The 21377-nt window shown below is 64.8% G+C and carries 14 protein-coding genes and 1 pseudogene; all 15 read right to left on the reverse strand.

Features of this window, described 5'->3' with window-relative positions; all coding sequences use genetic code 11:
• Positions 1-464: helix-turn-helix domain-containing protein (locus tag F6X42_RS33910; protein WP_187638357.1), on the reverse strand; the 464-nt coding region annotated here is incomplete at its 3' end.
• Positions 465-537: 73 nt separating this feature from the next.
• Positions 538-975 (reverse strand): hypothetical protein, encoded by a 438-nt coding sequence (locus F6X42_RS33915; RefSeq protein ID WP_187638358.1) that lies wholly within the window; start codon positions 973-975, stop codon positions 538-540.
• A 601-nt stretch (positions 976-1576) separates the two neighbouring features.
• Positions 1577-2221: a hypothetical protein gene (locus F6X42_RS33920; protein ID WP_187638359.1), complete on the reverse strand. Its 645-nt coding sequence runs from the start codon at positions 2219-2221 to the stop codon at positions 1577-1579.
• A 256-nt stretch (positions 2222-2477) separates the two neighbouring features.
• Entirely contained in the window at positions 2478-2822 is a 345-nt protein-coding gene (locus F6X42_RS33925) for a hypothetical protein (protein ID WP_187638360.1), read from the reverse strand.
• Positions 2823-3062: 240 nt separating this feature from the next.
• Positions 3063-3389 carry a hypothetical protein gene (locus tag F6X42_RS33930; RefSeq protein ID WP_246530345.1) on the reverse strand — a complete coding sequence of 109 codons (327 nt, stop codon included), beginning with the start codon at positions 3387-3389 and terminating at the stop codon, positions 3063-3065.
• A gap of 69 nt (positions 3390-3458) precedes the next feature.
• Complete coding sequence (locus F6X42_RS45365) at positions 3459-3593, reverse strand: hypothetical protein (RefSeq protein ID WP_281394067.1); 135 nt, start codon at positions 3591-3593, stop codon at positions 3459-3461.
• Between the two features lie 458 nt (positions 3594-4051).
• Positions 4052-5230 (reverse strand): annotated as a pseudogene (locus tag F6X42_RS33935) (phosphomannomutase/phosphoglucomutase); the annotation flags it as partial.
• A gap of 300 nt (positions 5231-5530) precedes the next feature.
• Positions 5531-6961, reverse strand: coding sequence for a mannose-1-phosphate guanylyltransferase/mannose-6-phosphate isomerase (locus tag F6X42_RS33940; protein ID WP_187638361.1), 1431 nt, complete (start codon positions 6959-6961; stop codon positions 5531-5533).
• Between the two features lie 24 nt (positions 6962-6985).
• Positions 6986-7765 (reverse strand): GNAT family N-acetyltransferase, encoded by a 780-nt coding sequence (locus F6X42_RS33945; protein WP_246530346.1) that lies wholly within the window; start codon positions 7763-7765, stop codon positions 6986-6988.
• Positions 7766-7801: 36 nt separating this feature from the next.
• Positions 7802-9139, reverse strand: a complete 1338-nt coding sequence (locus tag F6X42_RS33950) for an aminotransferase class I/II-fold pyridoxal phosphate-dependent enzyme (protein WP_187638362.1) — start codon at positions 9137-9139, stop codon at positions 7802-7804.
• 23 nt (positions 9140-9162) lie between these two features.
• Positions 9163-10077, reverse strand: a complete 915-nt coding sequence (locus F6X42_RS33955) for a UDP-3-O-acyl N-acetylglycosamine deacetylase (protein ID WP_187638363.1) — start codon at positions 10075-10077, stop codon at positions 9163-9165.
• Entirely contained in the window at positions 10077-17762 is a 7686-nt protein-coding gene (locus F6X42_RS33960; RefSeq protein ID WP_187638364.1) for a type I polyketide synthase, read from the reverse strand. The genes F6X42_RS33955 and F6X42_RS33960 overlap by 1 nt, the downstream gene beginning before the upstream one ends.
• Entirely contained in the window at positions 17759-19294 is a 1536-nt protein-coding gene (locus tag F6X42_RS33965; protein ID WP_187638365.1) for an LTA synthase family protein, read from the reverse strand. Before F6X42_RS33965 ends, F6X42_RS33960 begins: the two co-directional genes overlap by 4 nt.
• Entirely contained in the window at positions 19295-20080 is a 786-nt protein-coding gene (locus F6X42_RS33970; RefSeq protein WP_187638366.1) for an SDR family NAD(P)-dependent oxidoreductase, read from the reverse strand.
• A complete protein-coding gene (locus tag F6X42_RS33975) occupies positions 20073-21281 on the reverse strand; it encodes a capsule polysaccharide biogenesis protein (protein WP_187638367.1) in 1209 nt (402 codons plus the stop codon). The genes F6X42_RS33970 and F6X42_RS33975 overlap by 8 nt, the downstream gene beginning before the upstream one ends.
• Positions 21282-21377: the final 96 nt, after the last annotated feature.

Raw genomic sequence — 21377 nt, forward strand, 5'->3', positions numbered from 1 at the left:
TTGACGAACATCGGATCGCTGGAGAGCTTGAACGTTTCCTGCCGATGCGGCTGCAATCCAAAAGCACGCCAGATCCGCGTGACCGCCGTTTGCGACAATTTCATCTCGCGAGCCATTGTGCGCGTGCTCCAGTGAGTCGTTCCGGGAGGCACGGACTCGAGCGTCTTCGCGATAACCGCATCGACGCGCGCGTCATCAATCGTCCTCGGCGCGCCGGGCCGAGGTGCATCGAGCAGTCCGTCCAGACGATGGATCACGAACCGCGCCCGCCACTTCGAAACCGTCTGCTGAGTGACCCGCTGTTTCGCCGCAACTGCCCTGTTGTCCATGCCATCGGCACAGGCCAGCACGATGCGCGCCCGCAATGCCAGGGCCTGTGCGGTCTTGCGTCGCATCGTCAGCGCTTGCAGTTCTTCGCGCTCCGATTCGCTCAGCACGAGTTCCCCTTTGGGCCGTCCGCTCATCGTCGCCTCCTCGTATCAAGTGCCACACAGGACACTTTAGTACGTGATCGGCATCATTCAATGAATTTTTAACTCAAGACACTAGCTTGACGTCCTCTTGCGTGATGGTGCTCGATCCATCACGCAAATACCTTAGGGCTGCAAGATCGAGGATTCGCTTTAGCACGGCATCCGTCTCCCAAAGGAAATGATCCTGCAACGCGTGCGCGGTAAGCTCAGCGGTGTGGCGGGATACCGAAAATCCATCGCCCGCCATCGCTCTTAGCTTCGTACGGACATAGGAAGCTAGCCAATTGTCGGGTTCGTCGACGCATCCCACCATGCAACGTCGGCAATGCAAGCCTCGCACTGCCCCCTTGATCTCTCTATCTTCTGTGGATTTGGCAATCGCGTATTTGACGGTGCATCGCCCTTCGTGTCGTCCATGCGCGCGCATCTCAAAAATGCATTCACAGTCAGTACACACGAGATTGCCGCCGCGCTTGCATCGAGGCGTTTCATCAAACGTCATCTGAACTCTCCTGATTAACGAGGTTAGCGATCGCCTCTTTCCAGAGGACATTCGCTAACCAAGTATTTACACAAAATCGCAAAGTCAAGCCTGCGCCAGACAACGTCATCAGGGTGCATGGAAAATAAAATTTAGAGGAGCCCGAATGAGCTCGACGCCAGCCAAGTGAACCGCCCACGGTTTGGTGGAAGCTCCAATTCTTGGGAATGATTCATCGGGTTCTGCCCGACACCGAAGGATGAAGCGAACGACCACTGCAGCCGGACCTGGGCAGGAATAAGAACACGAAGCAGCGGTCGCGAAGGTCGGCTCATTATCTGATGCACTGAGCCTGCTTGAGAGTTTGACCTGCAACCCTGCGAGCACCCCGAATTGTGCCCGACGGTGGGTGTCGCCCTGCCGGAGCACGCTTACCAGAATCCAATAAGGAGGGTTGTCGCCGCCGCCATTCTCGATCTTGCAGGAGGGCAGCATGCAAGTGCTCTATCCGCGCTGCGCCGGACTGGACATACATAAGGAGATCATCGTCGCCTGCGTCCGTTTTATGTCTGCGTCAGAACATCATGAAGTGCAGAGCTTCTGCAGTACCACCAAGCGAGTGTTAGCGCTGTCGGACTGGCTGGTGCCGCGCGTCAAACAAGATGAGCGCCGGCCAACATAATTTATATGAACGCCCCCGATGCTGGCACACGGGCTGATACTCGTAGAGCACCGATTCAGGAACAGCCCAGCCTTCCGCAAGTGCGTACGCGACGTGAACTTCATGCCGCCCGTTGCGATGCCGGGTGCGACCGTACTCAGGCCCCGCATAGCGAAACCCGAACCGGCACTGGCATTCACACTGCACCAGTTCGAAGAGGTCGAGACGGCCTCGCGCATCAGCCGCCGCCTCGACCTGCTCGGACGAGAAAATCAGGCGGGGTTTAGATGTGAGGTCGAACGCGTCATACAGCAGATTCCAGTGTGAACGTCGGATCTGCCATGCAGCCTGCAGAACGCCGTCTGGCCGGAAGTAGGCGCCGTCGACCTCATCGATCAGGGAAAGGAAAACGTCGCGGGCAGTGCCAGGCCTGCGCACCGTGAGTGCTCCGTTGTGGCGGATCACCTGAACGGGCCGGCCGCCGTGCTGCAGCACGATCTCTGACGATTCAAGCTCAAGCAGGCGAGCGTCGGTTCTGAAGACTGCCAGTACTTCGAGCAGCGTACCGATGGAGGGGGAAAGACGAGCGAAGGAAAGTTGATACACGATTGCTCCGGAACAGAAAAAACGGGCAATCGTTCCCTTGTCGGGCCGAGTGCCCGCAGAAGGGTTGAATGACGGTTGCGCCTTGCGACGCGAGAAAAAGGCGTTAAGCGACGTCGATCGCGTTGGCGATGAAGCGCGCGAGTTGCCATGCCCGATCTGCAACGAACACCTTGGCACGCAGAAGCGGCATCATGGCGAATCCGCGGCCGACAACGTCCGGCAATTCCGTGCGCGTTATCCAGTCGACGTGGACGATCTAGCCCTCGGATCTGCCAATGTCAACGTAGACAGCCACGCGATTCCAGACGCTGTGCGCGGGCCAGATCCGGTCCATGCGCGCGCCGCTGGTTGCCTCGTTGGGATCGCCGAGCGTGTTCGCAGCCACGAGCCACTCCGGCTCAAGCTCCGTCCCGCGCAACACCTTGCAGAGCAACGAACAGACTTGGCTGACGGTCTTGCCTTCGACGTCCAGCCGCTGATGGCACGGCAACGCATCGGCGCGTGCGCCGGCGATCGCGGCAACGACGCCTCCGTTTCCGGTCGCCGAGGCAACGGCAACGGACTGCCGGTAGCCCACAGGCTTTACGGATGCATGGTTCATTTTTGATCTCACAAAAAGAAAAGCGCGCCCGAAGGCGCGCTCAATGGTCGAAAAAGACGAAAAAAAGCCGCTCCCCCGAAGGGTGCAGCCCTATACCTGCAATTCAGCGCAAGGCCAATTTTTCAGTCGCGTTTGCCCCACTCGCGTTCGCGATCGGCGCGCCGGCCATTTTCGCCCGTCCACATGAAAAAAGCTGCAATGGCCACGCCAACAACGAGAGTGATGATGTTTGCCACCATTTCAATCTCCTTTCATCGCCACCAGTCCACCGTACCACAATAGTATCCCAAGTGCGCCCAGGCCTACTGCGCCCAGAATAGTCGGCATGTCGAGCGCAGCAGCAGCGTGGACGTATCCGACCGCACCGCCGATAGATGCCGCAGACAATGTATGCATGTATCGGCCGTTCTGATGACGTTGGTCTTTTGATGGATACAAGACGGCACGAAGCACCTGTTCGAAGCCCTGTTGAAGCTCGACCGGGACCTTGACCCTGTGGGTTCCGCCCGGATTAAAACGACCGGCAAGGCGACCCCTTGGAAATGAAGCTCGAACGCTGGTGAGCACTCGGTCTCTTCCATGACTTTCAGCAGCGATTCCAGGCGCGGCGGCAAGTTCACCTGCCCCGTTTCCGGGTCAGGTCACGCGTTCGGTGATCGTCGTGCCGCCCGTGTACTCGACCTTCACTTTTGCCAGCTTCGTCGCCGCCTCCAGAGGAGGTGTCCATGCCCCCAGCCAGACGAAGCCCGTCGAGGAACGACTGATACCCACGTGTCGTCTCGATCTGCACGAGCAGCGTTCAAGCTTCGTTCCGCCGGCGGCGATCCAGGAGCTACGTGATCTGACCCGTACACGCAGTTTTGACTTCGGGCCACGCGTCGCAGTATTCGATGAGTTTGGGCCGGATCATGCGTGCTCCCTGGCGTGTGGGTTCGGTGTGGGCCTCCGGGTATTGTGCACTTCGGGTGGCGGCTGCGGGCGACGAATTGGCATATGAAGCGGATCGGCTCACGGAGCCAGTGTTTGAGGCGGACCATCCTGAATCAGTCGTCATCTTCCGGACCGGTCTCCCTTCGTAGGCCAACGCCTTCAGATCATCAGCGGGCGTGCGTCACATATAAAAGACATGAAAAACGCGGCGCGGTAGGGCAACCGGCGCCGCGTTCGGTAGCGGCGGCGCTTCGAGCCGTCTTGACGAACTTCGAAGCGCGGCGCCGCATCAGCCGTCGGAACGGCGGTTTCGCATCGGCCTTCTCCGCCAGAATCACGCGGCGGAAGTCGTACTGGATGCGTTTGAGCGCCGCGTCGTTGTCGGCTTCGAAACGCATCACGACGACCGGCGTCGTATTCGACGAACGCGCGAGGCCGAAGCCGTCCGGATACTCGACGCGCAGACCGTCGATCTTCACGACGTTGTCCGCGCCGGTGAATTTCGCGTTCTGCTGCAAACGTGCGATCAACTCGAAGTTCTCGCCTTCTTCGAGCTTCACTTGCAGCTCGGGCGTGGAGTGCGAGTTCGGCAGCTTGCTCGGGTCCGCGACGCGTGTGAGGATTTCGAGCAGACGCGCACCGGTGTACAGGCCGTCGTCGAACCCGTACCAGCGGTCCTTGAAGAACACGTCGCCGCTCATTTCACCGGCCAGCGGCGCGCCGGTTTCGCGGAGCTTCGCTTTCACCAGCGAGTGACCGGTCTTCCACATCAGCGGCTCGCCGCCCTTGTCTTTGACCCACTTCGCCAGATTGCGCGTGCACTTCACGTCGTAAATTATCTGCGCGCCCTTGTTGCGCGACAGCACTTCTTCGGCGAACAGCATCAACTGACGGTCCGGGTAGATGCTGTGGCCGTCTTTGGTGACGACGCCAAGGCGGTCGCCGTCGCCGTCGAACGCGAAGCCGGTTTCGGCATCCGTTTCCTTCAGCGCGCGAATCACGTCTTCGAGGATGTCGTACTCGGTGTAGCTGCCGCTGCTGTCGGCGAAGTTCTGGTCGACGATGCGCTGGTGCAGCGCGAGGATCTGCTCGCCGTAATTGGCCGCGCCGCGCCGCACCATCTTGAAGCCGTTGTAGTCCGGCGGATTGTGGCTGCTGGTCACGACGATGCACGAGTCCACGCGACGCTCGCCGCTCGCGAGCTTCAACGGTACGCTTGCCGCGAAGTAGCCGACCGGCGTGGGCACCATGCCCACGTTGACGACGTCGACGCCGGCCGCACGCAGGCCGTCGGACAGCGCACCGATCAGCTACGGTCCGGACAGGCGTCCGTCGCGCGCGACCACGACCGCGTCGCCGCCCTGCGCGCGCACTTCACTGCCGAATGCGCTACCGATGGAACGCGCGGCTTCGGCGTCGAGCGTCTTGCCGATTACGCCACGAATGTCATACGCCTTGAAAATGGATTTGGAGATGATGTTGGCTCACTTGCGTGCAATGGAAAATCTTGAGCTGTGCACCGATGCCGGATCGCTTGAATCGCGCTGAAACGCACGCGGGGCAAACCTGAAGTAAGCCATGCCGGGAGTGATCCGCTCCCCGCTTCCTCACCACAATCGGCTGTCCTTTTTCAGCCGCGTTTTGCTTCGCTCGCTTTGATCAACTTGCGATGGGACTTTCACCGCAAGTGTTGACCCATGCTCGGCGCACATGAAAAAGGCCATCAGTCTTTCGACCGCTGGCCTCCGAGATGCGGCGGAGAGGTTAGATGTAGGGCGTCAAACCTTCGCCACGCGCCCGTACGTATCCTCGAACCGCACGATGTCATCCTCCCCGAGATAAGCGCCCGACTGAACCTCGATCAACTCGAGCGGAATCTTGCCGGGGTTCAACAGCCGGTGCGTGACGCCGAGCGGAATATAGGTCGACTGGTTCTCGGTCAGCATGATTTCCTTGTCGCCGTTCGTCACGAGCGCGGTGCCCTTGACGACGATCCAGTGCTCGGCGCGATGATGATGCATCTGCAAACTCAACTGCGCGCCCGGATTGACGACGATGCGCTTCACCTGGAAGCGCTCGCCGCTATCGATGCCTTCATAAGAACCCCACGGCCGCACCACGCGACGATGCGTGACCGACTCGTGACGCCCCATCGCATTGAGTTGCGCGACGATCTTCTTCACGTCCTGCGCCTGGTCCCGATGCGCGACCAGCACCGCGTCCGCGGTCTCGACGATCACGACGTTCTCGAGCCCGATCGCCGCCACGAGCCGATGCTCGGCGCGAATGTACGAGTTGCTGACCGCGTCGGTCAGCACGTCGCCGATCAGCGCGTTGTTCTGCGCATCGCGCTCGGCGATGTCGGCGAGCGCGGTCCACGAACCGATGTCGTTCCAGCCAAGATCGGCGACCGCGACGACGGCCGCGCACTGGGTCTTCTCCATCACCGCGTGGTCGACGGAAAGGTTCGGGCACGCGGCGAACGCCTCGGCATCGAGGCGCACGAAATCGCAATCCTGCTGCGCGCTGTGCAACGACAGCTCGGCCTGACGCGCGATGTCCGGCTCGTAGCGGCGCAGTTCGTCCATATAGGTCGACGCCTTCAGCATGAACATGCCGCTATTCCAGTAGTAGCGGCCCTCATCGATGAAGCGCTGAGCGGTCGCGGCATCGGGCTTCTCGACGAAAGAATCGACCGCGAACGTCTGCGTGCCTTCGATCAGCGCCGCGCCCGCGCGAATGTAACCGTAGCCGGTATGCGGCTCGGTCGGCGCAATGCCGAACGTGACCAGACGTCCGTCGTTCGCGATCTGTGCTGCCGCTTCGACCGCCTTGACGAAGGCGGCCTCGCCGGCGATCACGTGATCGGACGGCAGCACGAGCAGCAACGCGTCGGGCGTGTCGCGCATCGCGAGCAACGCCGCCACGGCGATGGCCGGTGCCGTATTGCGGCTCGCCGGTTCCAGCACGATGCGCGACGAACCCACGTCGACCTGACGCAGTTGCTCTGCGACCAGAAAACGCTGCTCGTTGTTCGTGACGACGATCGGCGCGGTGACACCATCGATGCCGCGCAGGCGCAACGCGGTTTGCTGGACCAGCGTGTGTTCGCCGGTCAGTGCCAGATACTGCTTCGGATAGCCGCCGCGCGACATCGGCCACAGTCGCGTGCCGCTGCCGCCGCAGAGAATTACGGGATGGATGTGCATGTTCAGGTCCTCGTTTGTGTCCTATCAATCGACTGCATCGCGCGTTTGACGCGTGCTGTGCGTCGTATGTTTTTCGCCGTCGCTGCGACGCCTCTCATTTCTTCCCAACCACTGCATGCGCACCGACTCGAGCTGGCGCGGCAGACGCGCCGAAAGCGGCGCCCGGCGCGGCAATTCGACGAACCCAAGACGCCGGTACAGCGCGTATGCGCGCCTGTTGCTCACCAGCACGTCGAGCACGAGCTGTTGCGGATCGTGTTCGCCATGCGCCGCGCGAGTCTGCGAATTCATCAACTCCCGCGCGCGCATCGCATCCGCAAAGAGCGTGCTGAATACACCCGCGCCACGCAGGCGTTCATGCGTCGCGCAATGCGCGATCAACCTCTGCGACGACTTCGGCGCAGGCAATTCGCTTTCGAGCACGAGGCCGCGCAACAGCATGCGAACCGTACGACGCAGACCGAAGAACAGCAGCAGCATCAGCGCGACGTGCGGATCGTCGAACCATGTGTGTCGTCCGTCATGCAACGCGAGCACCGCGACCGGCCGATCGTCCTCGGTCACGGCCACACGGTGGCGTCGATACGAAAAGCGTCCGAGCTTCGATGCAAACGCAAACGCCAGAAACTCGATGCACGCATCGGCCGGCTTGCCGAGAAAGAAGCCGAATTCGCGCACGCCCGATGCGAACACGAGCGGCGCGCACGCTTCGGCATCGTCTGCGCGCGCGGCACGACAGCGCAGCGCGACCGGTTCGGGTTCGCGATCGGGCGAATCCGCGCGCGCAAGATCTACGGCATACATGACAGGTTGCCCCGTGTTTGATTCGTTGCGGTGTGATTAGCGAGCGATGCGCTTGAGCGCGACGATCGTGCGGCTGATCTGCTCGGGTTCGTGCGTCGAGCAGATGAAAAAGCGCAGGCGCGCAGCTTTTTCCTCGACGGCCGGATAGAAGATCGGCTGCACGTTGACGCCTTCGGCAAACATCGCGTTCGCCCATTGCGCGGCCTTCAGCGTGCTGCCGGTAATGATCGGCACGACCGCATATCCCGCGCTCTTGCCAGTATCGAGACCGGCGGCACGCGCTTCGTCGATGAACTGCCGCCCGCGTGTACGCAAGCGCGCGACCCGCTCGGGCTCGGCGATCAGACGTTCCAGCGCCGCGAGCGATGCCGCCGCCAACGCGGGCGCGAGTCCCACGCTATACAGGAAGCCCGGCGCGAGATGGCGCAGGATATCGATCAACGCCTGCGTGCCGGCGATAAACCCGCCGCAACCGGCCAGCGTTTTGCTGAGCGTGCCCATCCAGATATCGACGTCACCGCTCGCGACGCCGCAATGCTCGCGCACGCCCTTGCCGCGCTCACCGAGCACGCCGAGCGAATGCGCTTCGTCGACCATCAGGAAGGCCGCATGACGGCGCTTGATGTCGACGAATTGCGCGAGATCGGGAATGTCGCCGTCCATGCTGTACAGACCTTCGATCGCGATCAGCACGCGCCGGTAATCGTGCCGCACACGGGCGAGCAACGCGTCGAGCGCCTGCCAGTCGTTGTGCGGAAAGCTCAGCCGTTTGGCGCCGCTCAATTGCGCGCCCTGCACGATGCTGTTGTGCGCGAGCGAGTCGTGCACGATCAGGTCGCCGGCACCGAACAGCGAGCCGATTACGGTCACGTTGGTCGCGTGGCCGCTGACGAACACCACGCAATCGTCGGCCTCGTAGAACGACGCGAGCGCCGTTTCGAGTTCGCGCTGCACGGGTCGCTCGCCCGCCACCATGCGGCTCGCCGACGCCGACGTGCCATAGCGGTCGATCGCCTGTTTCGCCCGCGCGCACACGTGCGGATCGCCGGCGAGACCGAGATAGTTGTAGTTCGCGTAGTTCAGATACTCGGCGCCGCCGATGCGCGTCGTCGCGCCGGCCACGCCTTCATGCACGCGAAAGAACGGCGACTGCACCTGCAGTTTGTCGCCCATCTGCCGCAGGATCTCGACCTGCTGATAACCCGGCATGCTTTCGAAGCTGCACAGCTCGGCGCGCGCGGCGTCCTGCGCCGCGCCAGTGCCGCTCGCCGCGAGCGGCGCGCCTGGTTCGCGCGCGTCGTCGGACACGCGTTCGAGCTGCCTCATCAACGCCTTGGCGGCGAGTTGCTGGCGAAGGTGATCACCCAGTCCCATAGTGTTTCGCTAATCCTGTACGTTCAGCCCGCGAATTCTGCCCATTCCCACGCATCGCGATCCGCGAGCAGCGCGGCGACGAGCCGGTAGTTCATTTCGTGACTCGGCCGCAACGCGCTCACGCGGCCCAGCAATGGCGCGCCGGCCATCGCCATGTCGCCGACCAGGTCGAGCACGCGATGGCGCACGAACTCGTCGGGCACGCGCATGCCGCCGAGCACCCGATTGCCGACGATCGCCGCCGTGCACGACAGCCGCGCGCCGCGCAGAATCGGTACGCCGCGCACGTAGCCGGCCGCGATCGCCGGGATCGCCCACTTGACGCGCCCATACGACCGCGACGGCGCGATTTCGCCCGCGAAGCTCGCGGGCGTCAGCGCGCCGTCCCAGCGCAATTCGCCGAAGCCCTTCAGATCGTTGCGCACGCTTATCTCATAGGCGGCGGCCGGTTCGATCGACATGCTGCGTTCGTCGCGCGTGCCGGCGCCGTCGGCGATCCGCACGGGCCGCAGCACGCGAATGAAACGCTTCGCATGCGGCAGCTCGATGCGTCCGCACGCGCGAATCTCGTCGAGCCAGGGTTGCGCGCTGCCGTCGAGAATCGGCACTTCCTCGGCGTCGAGCTCGACCGTCGCGCGATCGATTTCGCACGCCAGCAGCGAAGCCAGCAGGTGCTCGACCGTGCGCACGCGCACGCCATTGGCCGCTTCGAGCATCGTGCACAGCGGCTGCCCGCGCCGCAGCGCGGGATTCACCGCGAATTCGGCCAGCGCGTGGCCGTGTTGCATGCGCCGGAACACGATGCCGCGCGGACTGCTGACTGTGCCCGGCAGGATCCGCACGTTCACGCGCCGGCCCGTATGCAGGCCATGGCCGCTCACGCTCAGCACGCGCGCGAGTGTCCCCTCGCGATGACTCCAGCCCGCGGGCGCGCGCATCAGACCAGCTCCGTCGCGCTCGACTGAGCGGACAGCGCATCGGCCACGTCGGCCAGCGCGTTGGCGCCGACATCGAGCGCATGCTGCGCGGCGACCGCCGCGACCTGCGCCGCCATCTGCGCGGCGGCGCCGTTCGGCTCGGCCGTGTCATCCTGCGTCTGGATCGACTCGGCGATCCGTTGCGCGAGCGAATGCACGGTCGCGCCTTCGGCCATCGTCATGATCGACAGCTTGACCTCGAAGCGTTCTTCGACGGCCATGCCGAGCTCCATGCCCATCAGCGAATCCATGCCCATGTCGAGAATCGAGCGGCCGGTTTCGATCTTCTCCGGCGACATGTGCAGGATGCGCGCGATCTGCGCCTGCAACGCCTCCTCGACCAATCGCTGCGCGTCGTCGAACGGCATCGCCGCGATCTGCTCGCGCATCTGCACGCTGCCCTGATGCGCCGGTTCGTGAGCGCCGCGCGCCTGCAGCTCGGTGTAGCGATGCGCGCGCGCCGCCGGCATGCCGAGCGCGAGCGCATGCCAATCGAGCCGCACCACCGCCTCGCCCGCATGCATCGCGACCAGCGCGCGTTCGAGCGCGGCCATCGCTTCGGCCGAGCTGATCGACACGCCGCCGATGCGAGCCTGCAGCGCTTCACGTGTGTCCGCGTTGCGCGCGAGGAAGCCGACGTCGTCGAGCGGGCCCCATGCCATGCAGGTGCCCGGCAAACCAGCCGCGCGCCGCTGCGCGACCAGCGCTTCGAGGAAGCTGTTTGCCGCGACGTAGCTCGATTGCCCCGGATTGCCGAGGAAGGTCGTCGCCGACGAATAGACCACGAAGAAATCGAGCGACAAGCCGCGCGTCGCGCGATGCAGATTCCATGCGCCCGCCACCTTCGGCGCGAGCACGGCGGCGAAGCGTTCGTCGTCGAGATTGCGCACCAGACCGTCGTCGATCACCATCGCCGAATGCAACACGCCCTTCAACGGCGTGCCGCGTTGCGCGAGGTCGGCAAGCAACGATTCGAGCGCCGCCGCGTCGGTCACGTCGCAGGCGACCGTGCGCACTTGCGTGCCGTTGCTCGCGCGCCAGCGCGTGACCTCGTCGGCCAGTTCGGGCGCGAGCGTGCCGGAGCGGCTCGCGAGCAGCAGATGACGCGCGCCACGCGACATCATCCAGCGCGCGCTCGCAAAGCCAAGCCCGCCCGTGCCGCCGACGATCAGATAGATGGCCGCCGGATCGAGTTCCAACGTGGCGCCGGACTGCGCCGAACGCGCCGAACGCGTTGGACGCGGCGTGCCCGCCGGATACGTGACCAGAATCTTGCCGATCTGCCGCGCCTGCTGCATATGGCGGAACGCTTCCTCGACGCGCTCGGCCGGGAACGCGCGATACGGCAGCGGATGCAGCACGCCGTCCGCGAACAGCCGCATCACGTCTTCGAACAGACGCGCGGTCAGCCCCGGCAATGCGCTCATCAACTGGTCCGCATCGATGCCGAAATAGCTGATGTTGTTACGGAACGGCCGCAAGCCGATGCGGCTGTTTTCATAGAAATCGCGCTTGCCCAGTTCGAGGAAACGACCGAACGGACGCAGCGTGTCGATGCTGCGCACCATCGCTTCGCCGGCCAGCGAATTGAGCACGATGTCGACCCCAGCGCCTCGCGTGCGTTCGCGGATTTCATCGGCGAAGGCGAGGCTGCGCGAATCGAACACATGATCGGCGCCGAGCAGACGCACGAATTCGCGCTTCTCGCGGCTGCCCGCGGTCGCGAACACTTCCGCGCCGAGATGTCGCGCGAGCTGGATCGCCGCGATCCCCACGCCGCCCGCCGCGCCATGCACGAGCACACGTTCGCCGCGACGCAGACGCGCGAGCTCGCACAGCGCGTAGTACGCGGTGAAGAACGTGGTCGGCACCGTCGCCGCTTCCTCGAACGTCAGACGCGCGGGCTTGTGCGCGATCGCTTCCGCTTTGGTGCGCACGTGGCTCGCGAACGACGCCGGCGCGAAACCGAGCACCGCATCGCCCGGCGCGAAACGCTGCACGTCGCGGCCGACGCGTACGACGCGCCCGGACAGCTCCATGCCGACCGTCGCGCCCGCGAAGCCGTTTTCGACGGCCTCGTCGGACAGCAGGCCCATCGCGTACATCACGTCGCGGAAATTGAGGCCCGTCGCGACCGGTTCGATTTCGACTTCGTCCGCGGCGAGCTCGCGCTGCGGCAGCGCGAACCATTCGAGGTTGCGCAACGAACCCGGCGATGCGAAACCGAGCACCGCCGCTTCATTGCATGCACGCAGCGGTTCGGCCACGATGTCGCGCAGCGCCGCGTTCGGTGTGGGCAGCATGCGCGTCACGTAGCGGCCGCGCGGCGTCAGCAGCACTTCTTCCTCGCCGTCGGACGCGAGCAGTTCGCGCGCGAGCAGCGCGCCCGCGTCGCGTTGCGTCGCACACACATCGATCAGACGGCACGACAGGTCGGGATGCTCGTTGGCCAGCACGCGCACGAGCCCCCACAGCGCGCCCTGCTCCGGACGCAGCGACGCGGCATCCACGAACGGCGTCGCGACCGGCGCGCCGCCGCGTGTGACGATCCACAGTTGCGGGCGCATTTCGGTCGACACCGCCGCCAGGTCGCGCACGAGCTGGGCGAGCGCGAGCGTGGTGTGCTGCTGCGTGTGCATCACTTCGGCGCCGTCCGCGTCGGCGGACAATGGCTGATCCGGTGCAACGAACACCACGTGATGCGCGATGTGCTGCCCACCCCCGGCCGGTGCGGCCAGTTTGCTCATATCGTGATGCAATGCCTGGAGCGTCGTGCTCGACGTTGTGTGGCCGGCGGCTTGCAGCGCCGTGGCCAGCGTGGCGTCGATCGCGTCGGGCATTGCGTGGAGCAGCGACCAGTGCGCGTGCGATGGGCTCGTCTGACTCGCGCCCGCCGCATCGTTCCCACCCACTTCCAGCGGCGCGCGCGCCACCAGCAGTGTCGGTGCGCCTTCCAGATCGAGCCCCTGCTCCGTATGCCGTGCGACCTGTTCGAAGCCAGCCTGTTCGAGCAATTGCGTCAGCGCCTGCGGCGACAGCCACGCCGCGCGGCGGGCGTTGGCATGCGCGGCGTCCGCGTCGAGATCGAACACGAGATCGGCAAATCGACTATTGCGCGGCTCCGCGATCACGACCAGCGCGCCTGGCGCGAGCCAGCCGCGCAACGCGGCGAGCAACGCCCGTGGCTCGCTTTGCGCCGCGAGCACGTGACTCGCGACGACCACGTCGTAGCGCTCGCTCGCGTCGACGCCGACGAGACGAGGCGCATCGCCGAACTCGACAGTCGCGATTTGGAGCGACGGATGCTCGTTCGCGTCGAAGCCGCTCAACTGTTCACGCGTACCCGCGATCGTGTAATCGCAACGCGAGACCGGCACGTGAATCGCGAGCGGCTGCAGCACGTCGGTGAGCGGCGAATCGAGTTCGAGCACACGCAGACGACGCGGCTCGCTCCAGCTTTCGATCGCGCGATGCACACACGCGGCGGTCAGCGCGTTCGCATGCGTCCACGTCGGCGACGCTTCGAAGAAATGCTCGACGAGGCTGCTGCGCGACGGCGGCAGGATCTGCGCGCCGCTCACGTCGCCGCGTAGCACGGCAGGCAGCGCCGCGCCGCAATGCGCGAGCAGCGTCAGCTCGGCCACGTGCGCCGGCGATTGCGCGAGCAGCTCGCGCCACAGCTCGTCGATGGCGGGCAGGTTCGCGCAGGCGCCGTCGTCGCGCACGAGACGTGTACCCTCGCGACGCGCGAGGCCATCTTCGACGACGATCTGCACGAGTCGCGCGAGCAACGCCGGATGCGCGCAATCGGGCAGCGCCGGCTGCGCGAACACGTCCAGCGCGTCGAGCGCCTGCAACGCGTAGGCGCCCGCGAGCACATCGAGCAGCGGCAACATCTCGGTCAGATGCGTGTGCCGGCGCGCTTCGTCTTCCTGCGCGGCGAGCACGCTCGTCGCATCGGCGAGCAATGCGGCGGCCGTGGGCAACGCATGGGCGTTCACGTCATCGGCAAGCGGCTTCGCTTCGACGATATACGTATAGCGTCCGGGCGCCTGCTGGCGCCGGCTCAGCAGATCGACGCGGCGGAAGCGGCACGCGCTCAGACGCGCGACGACCGCGCCCTGCGCGTCGGCGAATTCAAACGATGCGACGACCGAATGCGGGCTGCGCCGCTCGATGCGCGCGAGCACATAGCGGATCGCGTCGCCGCGCAGATAGTCGATGCGGCCCAGTTGCACCGGCACATAGGCCGCATGCTCGAGCTCGCCGTGTCGCGGCGAGGCGAGCAGCGCGAACAGCGGATGAAAGCCGCTGTCCATCAGCGCCGGATGCAATGCGAACGCGTTAGCAGCGTCGGCGGACTGCGCGAGCACCGCGGGCATGTCCACTTCGGCAAGGGCCATGTCGGCGTTCGCGTCGACGTGTACCGTGCGCACCCAACGGAACGCGGGTCCATAGTTCAGGCCGATCGCGGCGGTGTTCGCGTACAGCGTGTCGCCGGACATTGCCGGCTGCGCGAGCAGGCTCGTCAGTTCCAACAGCGGCAAGTTGGCCGCCGTGTCGCCGAGCGCGCAGCCGCTCGCGAGCAAACGGCCGGTCACGTTCAGCGACCACGCTTCGTCCGACATGCGATCGCGCGTTTCGATCGCGAAGTTCGCGGTCCGCACGTCCACGGTGAAGCGGAACAGCTTCGAATGCTGCGGCTGGAACACGACCGGCAGACGGATTTCGACGTTCTCGAGCGCACAGCTCGCGGTGCCGAAATGCACGCGCGCGGCGGCGAGCGCCATCTCGACGTAGCCCGCGCCCGGAAATGCCGCGCCGCCATCGACGACGTGATCGGCCAGCATCGGCAGACCCGCCGGGTCGAGCTGGTTTTCCCACGCGAGCGCATGCTCGTGCAGACGATAGCCGAGCAGCGGATGCTCGCGGCGGCGGTACACGAGGTTGTAGGCCTCGGCGGTCGGGCCGAGCCAGTGGCGTTCGTGCTGCCACGGATACGACGGCAGCGCCACATGCTGGCTCAACAACGCACGCGGCGCGAAACGATCGACGTCGACGTTCGCGCCATTCGCGATCATCTCGTGGAGCGCGTGATGCAGCGTCTCCGCGCTGTCGTGATTGCGCTTGAGCGTCGCCAGCGAGCGGCCCGCGATGCGCGCGTCGTCGAGCGTTTGCGTGACGTAGGTGCGCAAAATCGAATGCGGGCCGATCTCGAGGAACAGACGCACGCCGTTCTGCGCGATGCGTGCAATCGCGTCGCCGAAGCGCACCGGCTCGCGGATATTGCGCCACCAGTAGCGCGCGTCGAGTTCGGTGCCCGCGAGTTCATCGCCCGTCACCGTCGATACGAAACCGCGTGCGACTGCGTTCGGCGCGAGGTCCGCGAGACCCGCGAGTACGTCCAGCTCGATGGGGTCCATCTGACAACTGTGGAACGCGTAGTCGAGATCGAGCATCTGGAAGAAGCGGCCGCTCGCCTTGACGGCCGATTCGAGCGCTTGCAACGCGTCGAGCGGACCGGCGAGCGTGACCGCCTGCGGACTGTTGACGCCGGCAACTTCCACCGTCGCGTCCAGATTGTGTTGCGCGATCAACGCACGCATCGCCGCTTCGCCGAGACCGGCGGCCGCCATTCGGCCGGTGCCGCGCGTTTTCGCCTGAGCGCGGCTGCGAATCTTGATCACACGCACGGCCTGCGCGAGCGTCAATGCGCCCGACGCCCACGCCGCCGCGACTTCGCCGACGCTGTGGCCGACGCACACGTGATACCGGACGCCACGCGCTTCGAGCACGCGCACCACGCCGACCTGGATCGCGAACAGCAGCGGCTGCGAATGCTCGGTGGCCGCGAGACGCTCGGCGCTCACGCCTTCGCGCAGCATATCGAGCAGCGAAGCGCTGCCGTCGGCGCGCCACAGTGCGTCGAGTTCTTCCAGTGCGGCGCTGAATACCGGCTCCTGTTCGAGCAACTGCTTGCCCATGTCGGCCCACTGCGAGCCGTTGCCGGAGAATACGAGCGCGAGACGGCCGTCGTCGGCCGGCGCTTCGCCTTTGACGAGCGCCATGTCCGCGTGCTCTTGCGTGGACGAGGCCAGCGCGGCGAGTGCCGCGCGCGCTTCGGCGAGCGTCGACGGCGCGACGATCGCGCGATGCTTCAGCCATTGCCGACGATGCGCGGCATTCGCGGCCAACAGATTCCACGACGCGCCTTGATCGAGCGACACCAGATAGCGTGCCGCGAGATCGGGCAATGCGGCCGCCGCGCGCGTCGATAGCACGAGCGGCGCGAGTGGCGCTGTCGCGGCGCCGCCTTCGGGTTGCGTGGTATTGGTGACACTCGAAACCGGCGCCTCGCGCAGCACGACGTGCGCATTCGTGCCGCCGAAACCGAACGAGTTGACGCCGATCACGAGCGGCGCGTGCGCACCGTCGGGCGATTCGAGTGGCGTCAGATGATCGACGACCCGCAGCCGGCCGCCGACGAAATCGATCGCCGGATTCGGCGTTTCGAAATGCAGCGTCTTCGGCACCGCACGATGCTTCAGGCACAGGATCGCCTTGATCAGGCCGGCCATGCCCGACGCGGTTTCGAGGTGGCCGACGTTGGTCTTCACCGAACCGATCAGCAGCGGACGATCGACGGGCCGCCCCGCCGACGCGACGCTCATCAACGCGCGCGCCTCGATCGGATCGCCGACGGCAGTACCGGTACCGTGCGCCTCGACATAAGCGAGCGAGCGCGGATCGACGCCCGCGCGTTGATACACCGTGCGCAGCAGCGCGGCCTGAGTCGCCGCGCCCGGCACGCTGATGCCGCCCTGCGAGTAGCCGTCCGAGTTCACGCCCGAACCGGCGATGACCGCGTGAATCGTGTCGCCGTCGGCGAGTGCGCGCTCCAGCGTCTTCAGCATCACGAGCGCGCCGCCTTCCGAGCGGACGTAGCCGTCGCCGGTCGCGTCGAACGCACGGCAGCGCCCGCGCGGCGACAGCATCGACGCCTTCGAGAACGTCACGAAACCGAACGGGTGCAGCAGCAGATTGACGCCGCCCGCGATGGCCACCTCGGCGTCGCCCGCCTGCAGCGCCTGACACGCCTGGTGCAGCGCGACCAGCGACGACGAGCACGCGGTATCGACCGACACGCTCGGCCCGCGCAGATCGAACAGATACGACAGCCGGTTCGACGCGATGCTGAGCGTGTTGCCGGTCGCCGAATACGGGTCCACCGCGTTCAGATCGTCGACGAAACGATTGCCATAGTCCGGGCTCGCGACACCGACATAGACCGCGCAATTGCTGCCTTCCATGTCGCGCGGACGCACGCCCGCGTCCTCGAAGGTTTCCCACGCGAGTTCGAGCAACAGACGCTGCTGCGGGTCCATCTGCTGCGCTTCGCGCGGCGAAATGCCGAAAAACGACGCGTCGAAACCGGCGACGTCGTCGAGCACGCCCGCGGAAAACGTATAGCTCTTGCCCGCTTCGCGCTTCGACGGATGCTGGTAAAACTCCGTGCCGAAACGATCGGCCGGCACTTGCGTGACCGCGTCTTTTTCGTCGCGCAGCAACGCCCAGAAATCTTCCGGGTTCTCAACATGGCCGGGGAAACGGCAGGCCATCCCCACAATCGCAATCTGTTTCGTCATCGTTCTTCTGTTGGGTGCAGCGTGCGCGTCGGCGTCTCGCGCGATACAGCCGGCGCGAGCGCTTCTACGAGGGCGACGCCAAGTTGCCCGGCGTAAAGATCTGTTCGGGTCGCTGGCGCATCACCGTAGTTGCGCCAGATAAAGTAGTTGCTGTGTGCGGGTTCGTTGTCAAATTGCGCGTACACGTGCGAAAGCGCCGGCACGTGATCGCCATAAAAACACAGCACCGTATCGCGGCGCCGCGCGCGCAGCGCGTCGAGCAGCCGGCCGAGCATCTCGTCGGCGTTGGCCAGATGCCGCAGATAGACGGTCAGATCGCGCCATTGCTCGTCGTCGCCGAGCGAATGGAAGGCGGCGGCTTCGCCCGGTCGAACCGTTTCCAGATGCAGCGGGCCGTGGTTTTCCATCGTCATCGAGAAGATGAACGCGGGTTTTTCGCGCGGTCCGTCTAGCGCTTCGACGATCGCATCCGCGACCGCCAGGTCGGCGACGTACGGGCCTGCGCGCGGCGCGTCGGCGAACGCCTTGATGTCGACGAAGCGGTCGATCTGCAGATGTTTGAAGGCCCGCTCGCGACCGAAGAAATCCGCGTAATACGGGTGAATGGCGAGGGTCTGATAGCCGCCCTGCTTGAACCACGAAGCGAGCGACGCGCACGTGCGCCGCACAAAAGCGTAAGGGTAAAAGCGCGCATAGCCGAGTTGCGTTTGGTCGACGCCCGTCAGCACCGCGAACTCCGTGCGCATCGTATTCGCGCCCCATGCGGGCACCGTCAGCTCGCCATGCTGGACAGACTCACGGCGTGCGAGATCGAAGTTGCGCAGGATCGACGGATCGATAGAAATGGACAGACGCCGCGCGTCGAAGAACGACTCGCTCTGGATCAGAATGACGTCGGGCATCGTGCCTGGCGTGCCGGTCGCGAACGGACCGCTGGCAAGCGCGGTGCGTAACTGACGCACGGTGGCTGGGCGCATGCCGTTCAGCAGATACGCGATGAAAACCGCGAAAAAACCGTGGCGTTGCTGATCGTCGACGGCACGCAGTGTTAGCGGCAGGCGTGCGGCGCATGCGTAGGCAACCGCAATCGATGCGCACGCGGCGAGCAAAAGCGCGGCGATGGGCCGATGCGCAAGCGGCGTGTCCGCGACATACGCTGCGACAACTACAACGATGCCGAGCACGATCGCGACGACGGTGCCCAGGCTCAAGAACGGCAGATAAAGACGCGGATGCGCGAACAGCTGGCTGAAGAGGCTCAGGTCGGTGAACACGAACGGCTCGCGCAGCGACGCGTATTTCGCGTTGCTGACGCCCGCCAGCAGCGCGACCAGTGCGATCGCGACGAACGCCGAAAAACGCACTCGCCCGGTGATCAACAACACGCACACGCAGAGGAACGCGATTGCCGCGACATGCAATGCAAACGCAAACGGTGAGCGACGCAGCGACGCGCGCGGCTGCGCGAGCGCTTCTGGCAGAAACGCGAGGCCGGCTGCGGCAGCGAAACTGAGCGCGAGCGTCGCGTTCACTCAATGCTCCTCGCGCGGTAGATACGACAGCCCGCCGAGAATCGCATCGGCGAGGACCGCGGGTAGCAACGGCAACAGCCGCATCCCAAATGCGAGCAGGCTCGGGAATGCAATTTCGGCCCGCCCCGCTGCCAGTTTGCGCTGGATGTGTTCGGCTGCTTTGTCGGCGGACCAGAGGAATGGTTTGTCGCCGGGAAAGACGTCGCTCATTGCGGTCTTCACGAAGCCTGGTAGAACGATCGACATGCGAATGCCGTCGCGCGACAGGATCGGACGGACTGAATCGCCGTAGGCTTTGATCGCCGCTTTGCTCGCGCAATAGGCCGGCGAAATCGCCATACCACGCAGCGCGGCAAGCGAGCTGATCAGCGCTACGTGGCCGTGTTTGCGCGCTTGCATGCGGGCGATGACCGGCAGCACCGCGTGCATCGCACCATAGAAGTTGGTGTCGACGATCGCGGCCGTGCGCGCCAGGTCTTCCCAGTCGGTCGCGGATGCGAGCGTGCTGGCCGCGCCGGCGTTGGCGATGAGCAGGTCGATCGGATGCGCGTCGTCGAAACGGTGCAGCCAGGTTTGCATGGCTTGTGCGTCGCGCACGTCGATCAGGGCGGTCTGCACGCTTGCGCCTTTTGCGCGGCAGGCTTGTGCCGAGGCTTCAAGACGTTGCGCGTCGCGGCCGATCAGGGCTAGCACGACGCCCGGCGCTGCGTAAGTGGATGCGAGCGCGCGACCGAGACCGGCGCTCGCGCCGGTGATCACGATGTGGCGCGGCGCGGCTTTACGCATGCGCAGCCGCCTCCAGGCGTTGCACCGCGCCAGCTACCGCCATCGCGATGCCGGTCTTCGTGTAGAAGTCGCCGTTGATTTGCGTGTGGTGAACGACGTAGTCGAGGAAGGCCTGGTACAGGTTCATGTCCGGCTGGTCGGCCTGGGTCCAGAAGTCGTCGAGCGAGCCTTGCCAGGTCAGGCTGGGCATGTTGTAGATGGCCGAACCCAGCGCCATCAATGGGCGACGGTGGTGCAGCGCGGAGAGGCCGACCGTGCTGTTGACCACCACCGCGCCGCGCGCGTTGTCGAGCAGCGTCGGCAGATGGCCGGCGTCGATGAAACACAGGCGATCGGCAATGGCGAGGTCGCGCGCCAGTTGCAGCGCGTGGCTGCGGTAGTCGATCAGGCCAGTATCGAGCGGATGGTTCTTGATGACGAGCCAGGTGTCCGCCGGCGCGTGCGTCGCGAACGACGTCAGGACCTGGGTGATGGCCTCGCGCACGCCATCGAATGGTGAGTGCACGACGATCTGCGCGTCCGAATTCAGTTGCAGCGGGAAGATGTAATACGGCCGCTTCGAGTCCAGCAGTTCGCGAGTGACTTGATCCGAGGCTTTGTGATGCTGGCGCCGACGCAATGCGCGGGTAGCGAGGCCGGCATATTCGAAAAAGCCGTTTCGGGGGCGATGGCTGCGGTAATGCGGGAAGCGCGGTGCGAAAAGTGTGTTGGCGGCTCGGTAGCGGATGTCGTGGAATGCGCGGTCGAAAAGGTTGTAGCCGGTGGGCTCTCCGGCCGGGCTCGAGGGCGTGAAACGGCGCTGCTCGATATACCAGGCGGGGTCGCGGGGTAGCTGCGAGCGGCCGTTTACGCCGTGCTTTTCCAACGTCAACCAATGCGGGCGGACGTAGCCTTCTTCGAATACGTGGACGCGCAGCCCGTGCGACTGGGCGATCGGGTGGATTGGGCGATGGATTTCGCGGCAGTCGCCGAACATTATTACGTCGGTGAAACTGGCAACTTTCACTTGATTGACATACCAATCGGATAATTCCCCTGCTTGCCCGCGAAAATCCGAAGCGTCGCTACTCCCGGCGTATAGCAGATCGCCACCGCAGAAGTTGACCCGATGTACAGCGTGGCCGCGCTCGCAAAGTGCATCAGCAAGTCGGCCAAAGAACGGGGAAGCCGTGCCTTGCAAGGCGAGAAAGGAGCAGTGCATATAGTGCGTCGAAAGCGGCCCGAGCTTCTTCCAAAAGAACGCGATACCGACGCGCTCTTCCCCCGAGATCTTGAAGTTGTTTGATTAGTTGCCGCC

The sequence above is a fragment of the Paraburkholderia podalyriae genome, assembly GCF_014397785.1.
In the GTDB taxonomy this organism is placed as follows: Bacteria; Pseudomonadota; Gammaproteobacteria; order Burkholderiales; family Burkholderiaceae; genus Paraburkholderia; species Paraburkholderia podalyriae.